The sequence below is a fragment of the Weissella fangxianensis genome (assembly GCF_024718545.1).
In the GTDB taxonomy this organism is placed as follows: Bacteria; Bacillota; Bacilli; order Lactobacillales; family Lactobacillaceae; genus Weissella; species Weissella fangxianensis.
This window is the reverse complement of the sequence record NZ_JAMXDB010000005.1, coordinates 30,127-46,782: the sequence shown is the minus strand read 5'-3', so window position 1 is coordinate 46,782 and position 16,656 is coordinate 30,127. Positions and strand designations below refer to the sequence as shown.

At 36.6% G+C, this 16,656-nt stretch carries 29 protein-coding genes; 26 read left to right on the top strand and 3 right to left on the bottom strand.

All coding sequences use genetic code 11. From position 1 onward, the window contains the following. Positions 1 to 115: 115 nt before the first annotated feature. The 3 genes from NGR58_RS02755 to NGR58_RS02745 are packed head-to-tail and all read right to left on the bottom strand — an operon-like array spanning position 116 to position 1,681. Entirely contained in the window at positions 116 to 886 is a 771-nt protein-coding gene (locus NGR58_RS02755; protein WP_258088157.1) for a DUF5067 domain-containing protein, read from the bottom strand. Between the two features lie 53 nt (positions 887 to 939). Continuing rightward, complete coding sequence (locus NGR58_RS02750; RefSeq protein ID WP_258088156.1) at positions 940 to 1,347, bottom strand: ImmA/IrrE family metallo-endopeptidase; 408 nt, start codon at positions 1,345 to 1,347, stop codon at positions 940 to 942. After that, positions 1,340 to 1,681: a helix-turn-helix domain-containing protein gene (locus NGR58_RS02745; protein WP_258088155.1), complete on the bottom strand. Its 342-nt coding sequence runs from the start codon at positions 1,679 to 1,681 to the stop codon at positions 1,340 to 1,342. Before NGR58_RS02745 ends, NGR58_RS02750 begins: the two co-directional genes overlap by 8 nt. 263 nt (positions 1,682 to 1,944) lie before the next feature. Here NGR58_RS02745 and NGR58_RS02740 point away from each other — a divergent pair, with 263 nt between their 5' ends. From NGR58_RS02740 to NGR58_RS02615, 26 genes are all read left to right on the top strand, one after another. Next, positions 1,945 to 2,172 carry a helix-turn-helix domain-containing protein gene (locus NGR58_RS02740; RefSeq protein ID WP_040760834.1) on the top strand — a complete coding sequence of 76 codons (228 nt, stop codon included), beginning with the start codon at positions 1,945 to 1,947 and terminating at the stop codon, positions 2,170 to 2,172. Between the two features lie 12 nt (positions 2,173 to 2,184). Further along, entirely contained in the window at positions 2,185 to 2,418 is a 234-nt protein-coding gene (locus NGR58_RS02735; RefSeq protein ID WP_258088154.1) for a hypothetical protein, read from the top strand. A gap of 20 nt (positions 2,419 to 2,438) precedes the next feature. Next, positions 2,439 to 2,678: a hypothetical protein gene (locus NGR58_RS02730; protein WP_115470964.1), complete on the top strand. Its 240-nt coding sequence runs from the start codon at positions 2,439 to 2,441 to the stop codon at positions 2,676 to 2,678. Positions 2,679 to 2,945: 267 nt separating this feature from the next. Then, positions 2,946 to 3,713 carry a phage antirepressor KilAC domain-containing protein gene (locus NGR58_RS02725; RefSeq protein WP_258088153.1) on the top strand — a complete coding sequence of 256 codons (768 nt, stop codon included), beginning with the start codon at positions 2,946 to 2,948 and terminating at the stop codon, positions 3,711 to 3,713. Between the two features lie 2 nt (positions 3,714 to 3,715). Next, the gene (locus NGR58_RS02720) at positions 3,716 to 3,979 is read left to right on the top strand and encodes a hypothetical protein (protein ID WP_258088152.1); all 264 of its coding nucleotides are present in this window, start codon (positions 3,716 to 3,718) and stop codon (positions 3,977 to 3,979) included. Positions 3,980 to 4,209: 230 nt separating this feature from the next. Then, positions 4,210 to 4,443, top strand: a complete 234-nt coding sequence (locus NGR58_RS02715; RefSeq protein WP_258088151.1) for a hypothetical protein — start codon at positions 4,210 to 4,212, stop codon at positions 4,441 to 4,443. Beyond that, positions 4,433 to 4,651, top strand: a complete 219-nt coding sequence (locus NGR58_RS02710) for a hypothetical protein (RefSeq protein ID WP_258088150.1) — start codon at positions 4,433 to 4,435, stop codon at positions 4,649 to 4,651. Before NGR58_RS02715 ends, NGR58_RS02710 begins: the two co-directional genes overlap by 11 nt. Next, positions 4,620 to 4,829 (top strand): helix-turn-helix domain-containing protein, encoded by a 210-nt coding sequence (locus NGR58_RS02705; RefSeq protein ID WP_258088149.1) that lies wholly within the window; start codon positions 4,620 to 4,622, stop codon positions 4,827 to 4,829. Before NGR58_RS02710 ends, NGR58_RS02705 begins: the two co-directional genes overlap by 32 nt. Positions 4,830 to 4,894: 65 nt before the next feature. Beyond that, positions 4,895 to 5,077, top strand: a complete 183-nt coding sequence (locus NGR58_RS02700) for a hypothetical protein (protein ID WP_115470958.1) — start codon at positions 4,895 to 4,897, stop codon at positions 5,075 to 5,077. Beyond that, positions 5,074 to 6,207 (top strand): RecT family recombinase, encoded by a 1,134-nt coding sequence (locus NGR58_RS02695; RefSeq protein ID WP_258088148.1) that lies wholly within the window; start codon positions 5,074 to 5,076, stop codon positions 6,205 to 6,207. The genes NGR58_RS02700 and NGR58_RS02695 overlap by 4 nt, the downstream gene beginning before the upstream one ends. A 3-nt stretch (positions 6,208 to 6,210) precedes the next feature. Then, on the top strand, positions 6,211 to 7,029 hold the full coding sequence (locus tag NGR58_RS02690) for a PD-(D/E)XK nuclease-like domain-containing protein (RefSeq protein ID WP_258088147.1): 819 nt from the start codon (positions 6,211 to 6,213) through the stop codon (positions 7,027 to 7,029). Continuing rightward, positions 7,029 to 7,739, top strand: coding sequence for a putative HNHc nuclease (locus NGR58_RS02685; protein ID WP_258088146.1), 711 nt, complete (start codon positions 7,029 to 7,031; stop codon positions 7,737 to 7,739). The genes NGR58_RS02690 and NGR58_RS02685 overlap by 1 nt, the downstream gene beginning before the upstream one ends. Beyond that, positions 7,702 to 8,244 carry a single-stranded DNA-binding protein gene (gene ssb / locus NGR58_RS02680; protein WP_258088145.1) on the top strand — a complete coding sequence of 181 codons (543 nt, stop codon included), beginning with the start codon at positions 7,702 to 7,704 and terminating at the stop codon, positions 8,242 to 8,244. Before NGR58_RS02685 ends, ssb begins: the two co-directional genes overlap by 38 nt. A gap of 8 nt (positions 8,245 to 8,252) precedes the next feature. After that, positions 8,253 to 9,125: a phage replisome organizer N-terminal domain-containing protein gene (locus NGR58_RS02675; protein ID WP_115470268.1), complete on the top strand. Its 873-nt coding sequence runs from the start codon at positions 8,253 to 8,255 to the stop codon at positions 9,123 to 9,125. Further along, positions 9,122 to 9,853, top strand: coding sequence for an ATP-binding protein (locus tag NGR58_RS02670; RefSeq protein WP_258088144.1), 732 nt, complete (start codon positions 9,122 to 9,124; stop codon positions 9,851 to 9,853). The genes NGR58_RS02675 and NGR58_RS02670 overlap by 4 nt, the downstream gene beginning before the upstream one ends. Before the next feature lie 2 nt (positions 9,854 to 9,855). After that, positions 9,856 to 10,014: a hypothetical protein gene (locus tag NGR58_RS02665; protein WP_258088143.1), complete on the top strand. Its 159-nt coding sequence runs from the start codon at positions 9,856 to 9,858 to the stop codon at positions 10,012 to 10,014. Next, a complete protein-coding gene (locus tag NGR58_RS02660) occupies positions 10,014 to 10,460 on the top strand; it encodes a dTDP-glucose pyrophosphorylase (protein WP_258088142.1) in 447 nt (148 codons plus the stop codon). The genes NGR58_RS02665 and NGR58_RS02660 overlap by 1 nt, the downstream gene beginning before the upstream one ends. Further along, entirely contained in the window at positions 10,453 to 10,752 is a 300-nt protein-coding gene (locus NGR58_RS02655; protein WP_258088141.1) for a hypothetical protein, read from the top strand. The genes NGR58_RS02660 and NGR58_RS02655 overlap by 8 nt, the downstream gene beginning before the upstream one ends. A gap of 25 nt (positions 10,753 to 10,777) precedes the next feature. Further along, entirely contained in the window at positions 10,778 to 11,212 is a 435-nt protein-coding gene (locus NGR58_RS02650; RefSeq protein WP_258088140.1) for a phage N-6-adenine-methyltransferase, read from the top strand. 47 nt (positions 11,213 to 11,259) lie between these two features. After that, a complete protein-coding gene (locus NGR58_RS02645; RefSeq protein WP_258088139.1) occupies positions 11,260 to 11,403 on the top strand; it encodes a hypothetical protein in 144 nt (47 codons plus the stop codon). Next, positions 11,403 to 11,837, top strand: a complete 435-nt coding sequence (locus NGR58_RS02640; protein ID WP_258088138.1) for a hypothetical protein — start codon at positions 11,403 to 11,405, stop codon at positions 11,835 to 11,837. The genes NGR58_RS02645 and NGR58_RS02640 overlap by 1 nt, the downstream gene beginning before the upstream one ends. Beyond that, complete coding sequence (locus NGR58_RS02635) at positions 11,834 to 12,478, top strand: hypothetical protein (protein ID WP_258088137.1); 645 nt, start codon at positions 11,834 to 11,836, stop codon at positions 12,476 to 12,478. Before NGR58_RS02640 ends, NGR58_RS02635 begins: the two co-directional genes overlap by 4 nt. Positions 12,479 to 12,562: 84 nt before the next feature. Then, positions 12,563 to 14,518, top strand: coding sequence for an HsdM family class I SAM-dependent methyltransferase (locus NGR58_RS02630; RefSeq protein ID WP_258088136.1), 1,956 nt, complete (start codon positions 12,563 to 12,565; stop codon positions 14,516 to 14,518). Continuing rightward, positions 14,515 to 15,534 (top strand): restriction endonuclease subunit S, encoded by a 1,020-nt coding sequence (locus NGR58_RS02625; protein ID WP_345791591.1) that lies wholly within the window; start codon positions 14,515 to 14,517, stop codon positions 15,532 to 15,534. The genes NGR58_RS02630 and NGR58_RS02625 overlap by 4 nt, the downstream gene beginning before the upstream one ends. A gap of 125 nt (positions 15,535 to 15,659) precedes the next feature. After that, entirely contained in the window at positions 15,660 to 16,109 is a 450-nt protein-coding gene (locus NGR58_RS02620) for a RinA family protein (protein WP_258088135.1), read from the top strand. Between the two features lie 257 nt (positions 16,110 to 16,366). Continuing rightward, entirely contained in the window at positions 16,367 to 16,612 is a 246-nt protein-coding gene (locus NGR58_RS02615; protein ID WP_258088134.1) for a hypothetical protein, read from the top strand. The last annotated feature ends 44 nt before the right edge of the window (positions 16,613 to 16,656 follow it).

The following is a 16,656-nucleotide window of genomic DNA, read 5'->3' as shown; positions in this document are numbered from 1 at the left end:
ATCCAGGTCTGGTATACTAGATACGTTAAATAAAAGCGCAGGAAACTGAGTTTTGTTAATATTGGAATGCACGTACACTACTGTTTGTCGATGGGAGTGTACGTGTTTTTTTATTTTATTGGACCTTATACGTTTTTGTTCCAATTACCTTAAAGTTAGGATTTGAAAATTCAACTTCAACATCATTAGTGTTTTTTAAATCAAATGACACAGCGACTTGAGCAGTTTTGCTAGGCAATAAATCGTTGTTCAAAGCGTCTTCTTCAGATTGAATAGGACTATTACCGTTTTCATCAAGAGCGACTATACCAGGATCTAATTCAACTCGTGATGTGTCGTTCTTTTGGAATGCGCGTAATACCATGTAGACATTTGATGGATCCATGTTCTTTTTTGCGTTGTTTGTTACGTCCATGTGAAGAACCAATGTTTTTGAACCGTCTTCTGCAACGCTATCCATTAATTCGGATTTGGTAATTTTGTAAGTCATATTGCCAGCGTCAAAAACGTTGTTTTTAAAAGTCCACTTTCTATCTGAAGGGTCATCAGACTTCTTAGTAGAAACTTTTTCAGTATTTTCTGATTTTTTAGATGAATTTTCGCTTGAACTTGTAGTATCAAAGGTATCATCAAATGATTTTTCGAATGCCGATTGTGTCATTAACACAATACCAAAGGCAACAGCAGAAAAAATGACACCTAACCAAGCCATAAGCTTTTTATGTTTTCGATTTATAATTAGGGCAATAACCCCCAATATTAGACCAATGATAGCTATTACTGCTGCCATATTGTTAATAAATGGCATCCAAGAAAACACCAATGCTACCACACCCAAAACGATAGAAATAATACCTAAAACCCGATTTTCTTGTGGCTTATCCATAAGAAACATACTCCTTAAACAGCTTTTAACGTGGATCAGGTTTGCACGTATGTTTATATTTCCTTAATTATATCCTCAACCATCGGTTCAAATGAAGACGGTAGCCCAAACTCATTCATGAAATTTACATAATTGCGATATTCAACTGGCGTATCTGCATATACAAATTTGCCCAAAATTTTTACAGCGTTCTCATTTGCTTCATGTTCACTCCGCTTACGAGTACCAATAGAGAACTGATACACACAATTCTCTTCATAATTGCCAAGCATAACATGAGAAATCTCATGTGCTAATCTAAACGCTACTTCAACATTCGTATCATAGTTAGCGTTGATGATTATTTTTCTTTGAGAAGGTACGCTGATGTCGGGAATGGAGCTATCTAATTCATCTGATATTTTATAATTAATACCCAGACTTCTACATAGGTAGAGCAGGTAATCTAAAATATCAATCATCCATATCCTCCAATATACGCTTAATAATTTTCATCTCTGCGTCTGGTATTTCCTTACCATCAAATTTTAAAACAGGGTGCTCATCAAAATATTCTTTCAAGTCATCGCTAGAAGTGGCGGCTTTTTTATTAGCGTTCATATCATCAGTGTTACCTAATAGGTAGTCAACTGATACGCCTAGGACGTCAGCAACGGCTTGCACATTGTTGTGGCTAGGTTCTTTATTTTTCCATGAATATATTGTATTTTTGCCAAGATTAGCTAAATCATTAACCTTAGTAAGATTATATCCACGCATTTTAGAAACTTTTTTAATTCTATCTAATACAGTCATATCAAGGGTTTCTCCATAATATGATGAATTAAAATTAGACTTAGACTAAAAAACACTTGTTTTATTTTAGGCTTAGACTTATACTTAATTCATCGAGTTAAGTAGCAAGCAAAAAGAACTTAAATATCAAATGCTTTTGGACGAGCGAACGTTGATATATAGGTTTTTACAATGCTTATTTTTCTATGTACTTATTTTAGACCTAGTCTAATTTTAAGTCAAGATAACTTGATATTAACTTTATAAAAAAGGAGGAAATGCACATGAGTGTTAAAGAAGCACGGCGAACTTTGAAGCGAGCATACGGTGACTTTCAAATTCATTTAGATGAGAACGAAATTTCACGAAAAGAACTTGCAGATGTTATTGGTACGTCAGAACAATATGTATCACGACTTCTAAACGGGCGTGAGGATAGCAAGTCAGCTAAAGAAAAGTTACGAACATTATTTCAATACACTGGTTACCACGGCGATAACTGGTTGGCATAAGGAGGCTTAGATGTGGAAAAAATAGAAGAAATTTCAATTGATTTAGCAAAGCACGATGTAGAAATTATTTCTAAGGCTGGAAGTTATGTGAAATTAAAAATTGATGGAATTAATTTTCCAACACCAAATGTTTCAGTCGATGGCATAAAAATTAAATCTCTTAAGAGAATTGATTTTACAGCTCCATACTTCAATGGTCTTGAAGACGAACACAAAAAAATGCTTCAAGTAATTGTTGGTTACTAAAAGCATGAGGAGGCTTAAACATGGAAAAAATAGAAGAAATTTCAATTGATTTAACAAAACATGATATTGAAATAAAGTCATATGCTGGCAGCTATGCGACTTTAAAAATAGATGATATTGATTTTAATGATCTTGTTGGAAAAGAAATTGATGGTCATAATATGGCTCATTTAAAAAGAATTGCGTTTGTAGCACCTTATATCAACAACGATGATGATGCCTTCAAAAACAAAACGCTTAAACTGATTATCCATCAATAAAAGCGTTTTTAAAAATTATAAAATTTTAACGGTATAGCTGGTCCAATTTTGATAAACATCAACTGAAATATTGTATTTTCTGAAAGTTTTTCTTATTTCAGTTTCTGATTGACAGATATCCATCGGAATATCAAACGAAGTGGCACCTTCATTTATGGCATTCCGATATAACGATAATATTTGAGATTCCATAGTCAAGTTCCTTTCAGTGAACTAGGCAAATAAGCCAGTAAAACAATTATAACAACAAAGAAAGTAGGTATAACCATGAGTAATGATATTCAAGTTTTTAACAACTTAAAAGTCAAGGAAGTAAACGGACAAGTAATGTTCGATGCAGAAAGTGCAGCAATTGGAATTGGAATTTCTGAAACAAAGAAAAATGGTGCAGTGTATCCAATTTGGAACAGAGTTAATAAGTATTTGGGACTTTCGACAGAAGTGTCGAAAATTAGCAAGGGTGATTTTATTACCGAGCCACAATTTTACAAGTTAGTAATTAAAGCAAATAGTCCAGTTGCTGATAAATTCCAAGAATGGGTGACAGAAGAAGTCTTGCCAAGCATTCGCAAGCATGGCGCATATCTAACAAATGACAAGATTGAAGAAATCTTATTAAGTCCCGATACCTTAATCAAGGTAGCAACGGAATTGAAGAATGAGCGTGAGAAGAATGTACTGCTCACACAACAGGTTTCGGAATCACGTCCTAAGGCTGATTACTATGACAAAATCATGCAATCAAAATCACTAGTAACAATCACACAAATTGCAAAAGATTATGGTTGGTCAGCAAAGCAGACGAACGACAAGCTGCATAGCTTAGGTGTGCAATACAAAATCGGTGGTCAATGGGTTCTTTATTCAAAGTATCAAGACAAAGGATACACATTTAGTACAACAGTTGACATCACCAAAAAAGATGGAAGTAGTGACGTAAGGATGAATACTAAATGGACACAAAAGGGTCGCGTATTTATCTACAGCTTGCTGAAAGAAAATGACATCTTACCAACAATTGAAAGAGAGAATTAATTATGACTCAATACAAAACACACCCAGAACTACAAACTGACAACTATGTGCGAGCAACAACACTTGTACCTGATAAATACAGCATTATCCAATTATCTAATGATTTGCTAGTCGCTATGCATGAAGCAGATATGAGTAGTTTGAGACATGACACAACGGAAGATGTAAGTCTAAACGTAAGTGTCATAGATAACTTCACTCAACTAACTGACGCAATGGAAGATTTAGCTAAGGATATGGGTATTGAAGCTAAATTTAAATTTTAGAAAGCAGGCAGTTTTATGGAACCAGATAGAAATCGCAAGGTCACGCAAAAAGAGGCATGCAAGATTTTAGGGGTATGCGTGAACACTTTCAGATTTAAGATTAAACCCACTGAATTGTTCCAACGCAATGTCCCTGACAAAACACCTGATATTCGTACTATCACGTACTCATATCATGATGTGGTGCGTTTCAGTAAATTCAGCAATTGGTATTAGGGAGGAGGTAAGACATGTTAGCAGAAATGGTAATGTTCATTCAGTTACTAGGTATGGCAACGTTAGCAGCGATTTTGCCAACTATCGCAGTAATGTGTGTGATCTACCTAGCTTACACATACAGGGTTCAAATTTGGTGGTTTATCAAAGGCATCATGCGTGGTATTTGCTGGGTAATTATTTGCCTAGTTGATGGTAAGGCAAAAGCTGACGGTATCAAGGTAAAGAAGGTAGTGAATGGCAAATAGACATCAAGAGCTAACTGATGAATATGAGAAGCGTTATCAACAGTTTGCTGATATGCGCAACAAATATCCAAATATCAAAAACAGCAACCGCAGTCATTACTTAGAAGTGATTGCTAAAAAGTTGCACCTATCACACGACAGAATGTATTCAAGATATTACGAAGGAAGGTGGCAAGATGAACAGATTAAAAGAATTACGCAAAGCTAAGGGGTTGACACAACATCAATTAGCAAATGAGTTAGGTATTTCTCAACAATCTTATGCCAGATATGAAAAAGGTGATCGCGAGCCAAATATAGCAACACTAATCAAATTAGCTGATTACTTTGATGTATCAGTTGATTACTTAATCGGACACGAAAAAACACCTAATCATATGGAGTGACTAGGTGTTCGGGTAATTAGCTTGGAGACAAATTACCCTTCAAGATTAACACAAGGAGGCACTATATGCCAAATGACTTGATAGATCCACCAGATGATGAAGCACCTTGGGGCTATGACTTCGAGGGTGACGAAATCTATTTAGGAGACAAAATTGTGGAAATAGATGGTGAGTACATTCCACTAGAAAAGTCTGAAACATGGATAAAAAAGAACGGTTACAAAGTTAATACGGAGGAAAGACAATGACAGAGACATTCAATATTTCAAAAACTGCATCACAACAATTAGTTGCCAACTCAGTAACTAAAAATTTTCAGGACCTAGTTGAATCACAAGGTTTTAAGGTACCTGATGGGTACCATGTTGCAAATGCACTACAAGAGGCGGTGGCAACGTTGCCAACGGTAAAGGGTATTACCAACGTATCGGCAGATTCAATCAAAAAGACATTATTTGACATGGTTGTACAAGGGCTAAGCCCAGCAAAGACTCAAGTCTATTTCATTGCATACGGTAACCAACTACAAATGCAACGATCATATTTTGGAACACAACAAGTTCTAAAACGTTTGAAAGATATCAAGGATATTCAAGCATATGTTGTACGCAAAGATGAAGAATTTGATGTTGATTACGATGAGAATGGCGGCTTGATTGTCAAAGCACATCACACTGATTTCATGAAGCTAGACAACGAAATTGTCGGAGCCTATGCAGTAATTACTAAGGCTGATGGGGAAAAGCAATATGAGGTCATGACTAAGAAACAAATTGATACATCATGGGGACAAGCAAGATCTACCAATGTTCATAAAAAGTTCCCTGAAGAAATGGCAAAACGTACGGTTATCAACCGAGCAGCTAAGAATATTATCAACACTTCAGGAGATGACGATAACTTGATTGCAGCAATTAATAGCACCACGGCCAATGAGAATAATTATGATGACGATCCTAAAGATGTGGCGCCAGCACCAAAGCAAAATGCCTTATCTCGCATGGCTAAGGTTGCTACAAAGGAACCAGAGAATGTTGAACCAGAACCTGTTAAAGAAGTCAGTGAACTTGAGCCAGAACCAGCACCAAAGAAAGACGTCATAAGCGACGCAGAATTGCCGTTTAACGACGAAACAGCCCAAGTTGAAGAATTACCCGATGAACCAGTTAAAAGCGCACCTGACCAAGTAAATAGCGAAAATACGGTAGCAGAAATAAAACACTGGTTAGATCAACATCACACGCTATATCAACAGAGTGCAACTAAAGTCCAATTGTTAGAACGAGTAGCAGATTACTTGAATGAGCAAAATACGGAACCTGATGAAGAGATTGACATGGGTGACACGCCTTATCAACCAGATGAGTTTTGGGGGTAAATCATGGCAGAAGAATTAGATTATTATGACCCAAGAGAAGCGTATATTCACATGCACGCATCTACTTTCAAGAACTTCTTGTTCAACGGGGAAGCAGAAGCATTAGCAAATATGGCAGGCACTTATAACATCTTTGATGACAATAAAGCCTTGCTAGTAGGTAATTTCTTACATTCGTATTTTGAAAGCCCACAAGCTCACCAAGCGTTTATTGATGAACATCCTGAAATCATTTCACAACGTGGCAAGACAAAGGGTGATTTAAAAACGGAATTCAAAGTTGCTCAAAAAATGATTAAACGCATTGAAGCAGACCCGGTCATTATGGCATTAGTAAACGGTGCGCCTGATAAAGAGTATGTCATTGATGGTTCAATAAACGGTGTTGATTGGCGTGGCAAGTTAGATGCGGTGAACTTAGAAGAACAATACTTTGTCGATTTCAAAACAGTTAGATCACTAAAGGAATCGCATGGCTTAGTAGGTGGTGAATGGTCTGACTACTACAACGAATACGAGAATTTTTTCATCAGTAGGGGCTACCACATTCAAATGGCAGCTTATCAAGAAATGTTACGCCAAATGACTGGCAAAGAATTTGAAGTATACATTGTGGCAGTCAGTAAAGAAGATGAGCCATTAGCCGATATTTACAAGATTGAACAGGAAACGTTGGATCGTGGCATGCGTGAAATCTTAGCAAACCAAGACCATATCGTCAGGCTAATCAATGGTGAAGAGAAACCAGTTCAAGCAAAAACATATAGTCGATTGTATCGGTCAACTTATCGTGTTGATCCAGAAAATGTAGGAGTTTTGTAATGGATTTATGGGGAAAAATTACAGCGATAAATGGTAATCAAGTAGTTATTACGCTTGAAAATCGTGAAGAGTTGGCTAATTTATCCCTATTCACAACTGCAGAGCAACCACAAGTAATTGTGGACGTGCAAGATGAACGGCATATAAGTAAACTGCAACGTAAAAAGGCGTATGCAATCATTGCAGAAATCGCCAAATGGTCAGGATATTTACCAGAAGAGTGTAAAGAGTGGATGAAGTATTACTTCACTGCTGAAACAGGTAATCCATATTTCAGTTTTTCCGACACGGATATGACCACGGCCAGACGATTTATCACATTCCTATTGGACTTTGCGATTAGAAACAAAGTGCCGATGAAGCATAGCGGTATGACCTATCAAGACGATTTAGATATGTACATGTATATGTCACTGAAACATCGGTCATGCGTTATTTGTGGCAAACATGCAGACGTTCATCACGTAGATGGTGTAGGAATGGGTAACGACCGCAATTTAGTCGACCATAGACACAAGCATTTAATCGCTTTATGTCGTGAACATCATCAAGAGGCCCACAAACTAGGTTGGCCAACATTCAAAGAAAAATACCACGTTAAGGGAATTTTATTAGATCCACAAACATTAAATCAGCTAGGCATTATGACCTACAAACGAATGGAGGAAATCGATGATAAACAACGTCACACTAACTGGCAGACTAACTAAAGATATGGAGTTGAAATACACCACGTCAGGTACAGCCGTAGCCAGTGCAACAGTAGCAGTTGAACGCTCATTTACTGACGGTAATGGTGAACGAGGTAGCGACTTTATTAACTTTGTTATTTGGCGTAAGAGCGCTGAAAACATGGCAAATATGACAGCTAAAGGTTCATTGATTGGACTGGAAGGACGACTACAAACACGTAGCTATGATAACCAGCAAGGACAAAAAGTATTCGTTACTGAAGTTGTCGTTAATAACTTCTCGCTATTAGAAAGCAAGGAACAAACAGAGCAACGCAAGCAAGGTACACCGAATAATTTCAACAATAATCAAGGAAATAATAATCAGGGAAATTTCAACCAAGGTAACAATTTTAATCAAGGCAACCAAGGCGTTTTCCAACAGCCACAACAACGACCACAACCTAAGCAACAACAAACTGGTTTCTCGTCTGAACAAATGAATGGCAACAATCAGAACTTTGAGGATAAATTACCGTTTTAGGAGGCAACATGGCTAATAAAAAATTCTTTTGGATAAAACTTAAGCAAGACTTCTTTAATGACCCATACATTAAGTTGCTACGCAGAATGGCTGGTGGAGACACATACACAATCATTTATCTTGAGATGTTAGTTAAAAGTGCTTCAACTAACGGCATGATTTATTTTCAAGGTGCAGGACGAGATATTGCTGAAGAATTGTCTTTAATATTAGATGAAAATGTCGAAGACGTTCGTGCCTTGCTTGCCTATCTTGAAGCCAAAAAGCTTATTACACACCCAGAAATTAAAGAAGATATGTTTCTTGTAGCAAGCGCTGATTTAACAGGTTCTGAAACCGACTCGGCAATGAGAATGAGAAAGTTTAGAGAGCGGCAAACGTTACATAGTAACGGCAAAACGTCACTTAGTTACGCAGGTGTGACAGACCGTTACGATAAGGAAGAGGAAGAGTTAGATAAAGAGTTAGATATAGAGCAAGAGGTAGATAGAGAGTTAGAGAAAGAGAAAGAACCTGTAAAACACCTCCCTGCTATCTCTGAACGTAACCAATTAGCTCAAACAATCGATAAAACAGGTTTTTCATTAGTGCTGTCTCCAAATCAAATAGAAAACTTATACGCTTATTTTGAAGATGATGGTTTAGAAATCGGTGTTGTAATCATGGCATTGGAAGAGGCGTCCGATCTAGGGAAACGCAACTATAAGTATGTACGAGCCATTTTAGAGAACAAGCTAAAAAATGGCATTGATACAGTTGGTAAATGGCAAGCTGAAAAACGTGATTACAACGAGCGTAAGTCTAACAACCAAGTGCCTAAAAATAGTGAAGCTGAAGAGTGGGCTAAAGAAATGGAAGCACACTGGAGGGGCGAACTATGACAGATACAATGCAAGGCTGGGTTCAACAGTTACGAGCCAAGGGCTTAGAACCAAAGACACTCACACCAGAGCAACGTGCTGCCAAAGAACAAAAAGATGCACAAGCTATCACAGCTAAGTGGCAAGCACAGGAACGCAATAAATATTTAGCGGCTAGTCTGTGGGGTAATGAAGAGCAACGATCATTTACCTTTACGGATTGGCAACCAACTAAACAGGGTGACAACGAGCAAATCGCCAGAAATGTTGCTAATCAAGCATATAAGGTCATGAAAGAGTTAGAAAGCAAATTATTCAACGTTATGTTTTATGGCAAAGCAGGGACAGGTAAAACGTCCTTAGCATTGGCGATATTGGATGGACTATCTGATAAATATTCTAAAATGTTCGTTTCCCTAGTTGAGTGGCGAGATATGACCTATAAATCGTTTCACGACGAGAAACTACAACAACAATTGGCGGTAGTTGAAAAATATATGAGAGAAGCAGATGTGTTGATCCTTGATGACTTTGGTAAGGAAACGCAAAAGGAAGCTAAAGAAAAAGTGGCAGGTATGTTGTTCAGATTGGCGGATGCCAGAAAAGGTAAGGCAACGATTATTACTTCAAATGATAATGCGGTATCCCTTGCAAACAAGTATGACGGCGCAACGCTATCACGACTTATTCCTAAGAACCCTGCACATGTTATCGCTATGGATAAGTTACGAGATATAAGGGAGGCATAGCAATGGACGAAGAACCAAGATATGAATTGCACGCCCATGTACTGAATGAAGATAGGTATTGGGGTGCATATCCGTTGAAACAGGTGGCATACCAACAAGAATATTTAGCCAGTGTTTACGGTATGAAGCCCAGTGATTTTAAGATTGTGCGGGTAGCTTAATGGCAAAGTTAATCATTCCACTAACTGCATTTATTTTGCCAATGAAAAAGCAGGGGAAAATGCGGTTAGTCAAAATGACCTTAAACAATTGGATTATGATCCATGGTATGCGTGCTGGGCGAATGATTGCCAACAAACGCAAGCATCAAATTCAAGCGAAAATCATGCCACTTGTTGACCAAGCCATGGTCGATGGATTAGCTCCGATTGGAGCAAAGACTAAATTTAAGTTTGATTGGTACTTGCCAGACAGACGCACGGACTTAGATAACTGGACGTTTACGCATAAGTTCATTTTTGACGCTTTTCAGGCTAGTTCAGTTCGGGGTAGGGTATTTATGCCTAACGACAATTTAAAGTACGTGGTGGCGACGTATGACGATTTTAAAGGCATTGATAAAGATAACCCCAGAGTTGAAATAGATTGGAGCCGATCACATGATTAAAAACAACCATGAATATAAGTACCAACTATTCGTTGAAATGTGGGAAGACGACTACACAGTAGCAGAAATTGCTAAGCGGTTGCATCTAAGAGAGTTCACGGTAGCTGGTAAAAATTTTGTGGGTAGATATTACGAAGAACACCCACGTGTGAAGCCTGGCAGAATTAATGTCAACAGAATGATGAAATTAGTTCATGAGCTAGAAAACCGATACGGTAAGCTTACTGATGAGATACCAGAAGATGACAGGCAACTGATGAAGCTACGCAAAGTGGTACACGCTAACAACTAGAACAAACAGCCGAGGGTATTTAAAAATGGTAAACAAAGTGTTATTTAGTTCAAAAAATATGAGTTGGGAAACTCCAGACGATTTATTTATAGAATTAAACAAAAAGTTTAAATTCGATTTAGATGCATGTGCAAGTGTTGAAAACCACAAATTAGAGAAATACTTCACAGAAATGGACGATGCTTTAACTCAAAAGTGGGATGGAAATGTGTTCATGAATCCGCCTTATGGTAGGTCTATCAATAAATTTATTGAAAAAGCCTATAAAGAACATTTGCGTGATCCGAATAGATTCATTGTAATGCTAATACCTTCAAGAACTGATACGACTTATTGGCATGAGTTTATTCAAAACAAAAGTATTGTAAAATTTTTGAAAGGTCGACTTAAGTTTGAGCTTAATGGAAAAGCAATGGACGCAGCACCATTTCCGAGTGCAATTGTTGTTTATGGATTTTAAATAAGAACAAACAGCCAAGGGTGGAAAGACTGCGAGCCCGTATGAAGATGAAAAAATGGGTAGGACTTAGCGACTTAAATGAGTTTGCTGAAAGTCGTGGGTATCAAGATTGGGCAGAGTTTGAACATGAACATGAAAATGATAAATTCACAGTGCGAGAGGCACTCAAGATGATTGAGAGGGGCTACTAATGACTTATGAAGAAATATTAAAAGTGGCAACCAAGCCAGATTTACAGCCGTTTGATACATTCACAAAACAAGGTCCATTTTCATTAAATGGTTATGTGGTTATTCCTGATGATTTGCCGGTTGATTACACTGATGAGTTTTATGAGCGAATTGATGATAGTCCTATAGGCGGTCTTACGTACGGTGCATATTTTACATTAATCAATAATGAGTTAAAACCAATGCAATTAGATCAACATCCATATTTTAACGAGACAAATCATAATCAAAAAGAGTTAAATCAAATTGAGCAACTTAAAAATGTATCTATTCGTGTAATAGGATTTGATAATGCTCACTTTGTACCAAATGAATTGAGTGCAGATGAGGGAACAAAATATCTAGCAAATCAATTGATGAATATTTACAAGGAAGATACGAGGACAGTCAAATGACAAATAAAGCATATATCGTAGCAAATGAGCAACAAGAGCGTGAAGTGTTGGGCATATTAGGCGCCAATGGACTTAAATATGTTATTGGTACTTATTCACAGTTTAGACCGTTAACAGGATTTCCTTATGTAATCTATGAGTCTAATAATAGTAATGTTTTAAAATCAGGTAGAGTTCCTAAACTTAATATATATTTAACTGATGTTATGTATGACGGACGAAAGGAAGATAAGATGAGCAAGAAATATGTGGTGTCACAGGAGTTTATGGATAAATTGGAAGAGTGGCGTTGTGTTGAGGGATTTTTCGTTGTCACAATTGAAATATCAACATTACCAGATGTTGTTAAGCATTGGTGGTGTAATGGTAATAACAAAGAAAATAACAACCGCCTAATCGCAATCCTTCGTTGGGTGAATGGTGAAGATGTGTTTGAAGTTGAGAAACCTAAGAAATGGGTTGTGAGAAGTAAAGAATGTGATGAAGATGGTGACTATCACTATGTTAATTTAGACAACTTCAAGAATCTTAAGTCGGTATCAACAATTTACGCGTTTGATTGTGCCACTAAATTCGACGCCAAAGAAGAAGCCGAGAGTTGGGCTAATGCTCATCAGGAAGTGGTTCAAGTAGAGATGTAAGTATATCCACCATTACATGGTTAATAATGATACAATAACAAAAGTGATTTATTCATGATACATGTTTAGTAGGAGTTGATAATTATGACTAATGAAAAAACCAATGCCGATCAATGGGTCAGAAGAGAAATAGAGAGCCTAGGCATTGAATATACTGAGCAAACTTCTTCCATCAAAGAAGTGAAAACAGCTCTAAAAAATGCCAGTAAACAAGGTGGTAAGGGAGCAGGTAAGCCCGAATTTGTTTTTTTGATTAACGATACATTAGTTGTGGTCGAAGATAAATATTCAAAGTCAAACCTAATTATGCTAGACGATAAAGGTGAAGTTGATTTATCTATTCCTAAAGCAACGGCTAACTATGCCGTTAATGGGGCAGTTCATTATGCTAAAAATATTGTAGAGAAAACTACCAATTTTAAAGACGTTATTGCCATAGGTGCTGTAGGATCGAGTGACGTTAGAGAAACGTTGGCATATTCTGTAACAAATGATGGGGAAAGTACTACTATCAAAAATGTAGGTAAGGTTGATGATTGGCAGGTATTTTCATCTGCTAATTTTGATGAATGGTACGGTGTCAATGTTTTAGGAGATATTTCTAAAGAACAGAAAGATGAGTTAGAATTTAAGAAAATAGCAGCACGTTTACATGAAGAACTAAGAAAGTATGCGAGTTTAGAGGGGGAGAATAAAGCAACTGTAGTCAGCGCTATTTTATTAGCTTTAGATAGTAACATTTTAAATTTAGAGGATTTAAAGGGGAGAGCCCGTCCTACTGATGGGTCACTAATTTATAGAAGTGTTAAGGATTATATGGAAGATCGGGCAATCTTGCCAGAAGAAAAAAGAAGCATTGTACTAAATAAATTTTCTTTTATTAAGACCAACGTTGCTTTAAACCAAAAGCGTCAAGATTTAGGAATGACACCAATTCGCTATTTTGCATCAATTTTAAAATCAAATGTTTTAGAACATTTTAAAAATAATACTGAATTTGATATTCTTGGGAATTTTTACGGAGAATTTGTTAAGTATGGTGACAGTGATGGAAATGGTTTGGGAATCGTTTTAACGCCAAAACATATTACGAGCCTCATGACTGAATTAATTCAAGTTGGTAGAAATGACTATGTTCTTGATCCTACGGCAGGCAGCGGATCGTTTTTAATTAGTGCTATGAACAGTATGATGAAAGAACCATTTGATGCAAAAACTAAGTATTCAAATAGTCACATTAAGCAGCATCAACTTTTTGGAATAGAAATGCAAGAAAAAATGTACACTGTTGCAACAACTAATATGATATTACGTGGTGATGGTAAATCTAATTTAATGCTAGATGATATGTTTTCTAAAACGGCCGAAGACTTCATAAGTGAAGATGGAACTACTCCAGTACCTATTACAAAAGTACTAATGAATCCTCCCTATAGTCAAGGTTCAAAGTCAAATCCTAGTTTATACGAAATTAATTTCATAAAACACGCACTGGATATTAGTGCAAAAGGCGGAAAACTGGCAGTAATTGTTCCTCCGTCTACAATGACAGGGAAAAGTAAAATTGAGAAAGAAATCAAGCAAGCTATTCTAGAAAAACATTCACTAGATGCTGTCATTACGCTTAATCCAAATACTTTTCATGGCCAACGTGCCGGTGTAGAACCCGTTATTGCTTTATTCACAGCAAAGGAGCCGCATCCTGATCAAAAACAAGTTAAATTCATTAATTTTAAAGATGACGGATGGATTGTTAAAAAGCATTTAGGTCTACAGGATAATGGATATGCTGCTACTAAAAGGAAAAAACTAGTAGACACGGTACTTTATGATTTGCCATCGGAAACATCTTTTATGGTAAAATCGGCCATTACACCAGAGGATGAATGGCTACATAGCTATTTCTATTTTAACGATTCAATCCCAAAACCTGATGCGTTTGAAAAAACTGTACAAGATTATTTAGCTTTTAAATTTGACCAAACTGTCCATGGCAGGGGTTATTTGTTTGATGAAGAGGTAAACTCCACAAAAAAATAGAACCCACTCTACCAAATCTGAACGAAGTAGAGTGGGGAGACTTTAAATTAGATGAGTTATTTAAATTTAAAAAAGGGAAAGTAAGTAACGCTTCTGAACTACCATCAGGAATCGATATAGGCTACGTGGGAGCCAAATACACAAATGGCGGAATTGTTAAATTTACAAAAAGAAACACACAAATTGAAACAAAAGGAAACACAGTAGTTTTTATAAATGACGGTGATGGTTCTGTGGGATATGCTTTATACAAATTGGATAGTTTCATCGGCACTGTGAACATTGCAGCGGCCTATTCTGAAAAAATTAATCCTTATACAGGCATATTTGTCGCGACATCAGCTAATATGCTTCGTTCAAAATATAGTTTTGGTTATAAACGCACTTTGCCTCATCTAAAACAAGATAGAATAATGTTACCAAAGTCCCCCAATAATCAACCTAACTGGGATTATATGGAACAATATATTATAAATATAATGAAAACTATTAAAGTCCCTATATTAGAACCTAGCAACCCAAGTAGGATAGGCTTAGATACTATTTCCTGGGCTCTATTACCTATTTCAAAAATTTTCGACTCTATCCAACGAGGGAAACGGCTTATAAAAGCTGGACAACAACAAGGAGATATTCCATATATATCTTCTACCGCTCTTAATAACGGAGTGGATAACTATATTTCTACTCCAAACAAACGGTATAGATCTTTCGCAAATTTTATCGGAATAAACAATAGTGGTTCAGTTGGACGAGCTTTCTATCATGAATACACTACTATAGTTTCTGACCATGTTACTGCATTATCACATAGGAGACTGAACAAATATAATGCAGCGTTTCTAATAGCATGTATTGAACAATCCTTGCATGGAAACTTTTCTTTTAATAGAGAAATTTCTGATAATCGTTTGGTAAGACAAAAAATAATGATTCCTCTCTCTGATGATGGAAACATTAATTGGCAATTTATGGAAGATTACATTAAATCAATTTCTAACTCACATCTCATATAAAGATTAGTAATAAAGTCGTTGCAGAAATGTAGCGGCTTTTTTATTTTATCATAATTATTCCATTTAAGAATACATAAGTTACATGGTATAATAATGGAATAGTAAAACGCTTGGGAGGTGTGCCAATGGCGGATAGGTTAGATAAGTTATTGAGTGATTATTTTACAGGTAGATTAGCAACTAATATCCGTTTGCGCAAAATGGAATTGCGATTTAATAGTGATCGCACACCTGACGAGAACATTGGTGGTGGACGTAAGCAAAACGATTACAACAATCCAGTAGAACTGCGCATGATACGTGAGCAAAGAGACACGCAACTACAACAATGGATATTGCAAAAAGACATCATAGACTCGTTTTACGTCATTACCATTGCAAAACAACAGCGAGTGTTGAAAGCCTACTACGGCAAAAATCAAAGTTGGGTTGAAATATCATTGAATGAGCACATTGGGGAACGGACATGTTTAAGATGGCGAGATGATTTCAAAAGCGGTATTGCAGGTCATTTATATTCAACAGTCGAAAACGGTGTCAGTATTGTGGCGGATAAACGGCGGTTACAAGCCTGAAAACAGCGCATAATAGGTATTGTGGAACAGTTGGTTAGATGATTCTATCCCTCTATTATTTGTACGTGTGACTACTGCCAATCACTGTTCTACATAGCAAGCGTGGCGGAATAGGTAGACGCAGTAAATACCAGTGTTGAATAGGCACAGACCAGTGATTTATTCGTTGTTAGGTGCAAATCCTAACCGCTTGCATAGATTGACTTTTAAATATTATTATTGTATCGTTCAAGTAATATTACAGGGGGGATTTAAAAATGAAAAAAGTAGAGTTAAAGGTACGTGAAGATAATAACAAATTACCTTTTGGCAATGGTGCAAAAAATGGTGGTAATGTTTGGTATTTCAGTAATGATGGTGGTAAAACGGCATTACTTCCTAAGGACATCGAAAATATATTAGGAAGTAATAGATATAAAGATGACATAGACCAGGAAGGTAATATTAGAAGCGATATAAAAGCAATGGAGATACAAAAAGAAATACAGAATAAATTAGATTAGCTAAATAAAAAATTAAATTTTTTAATAATAATTGAGTCAATCAG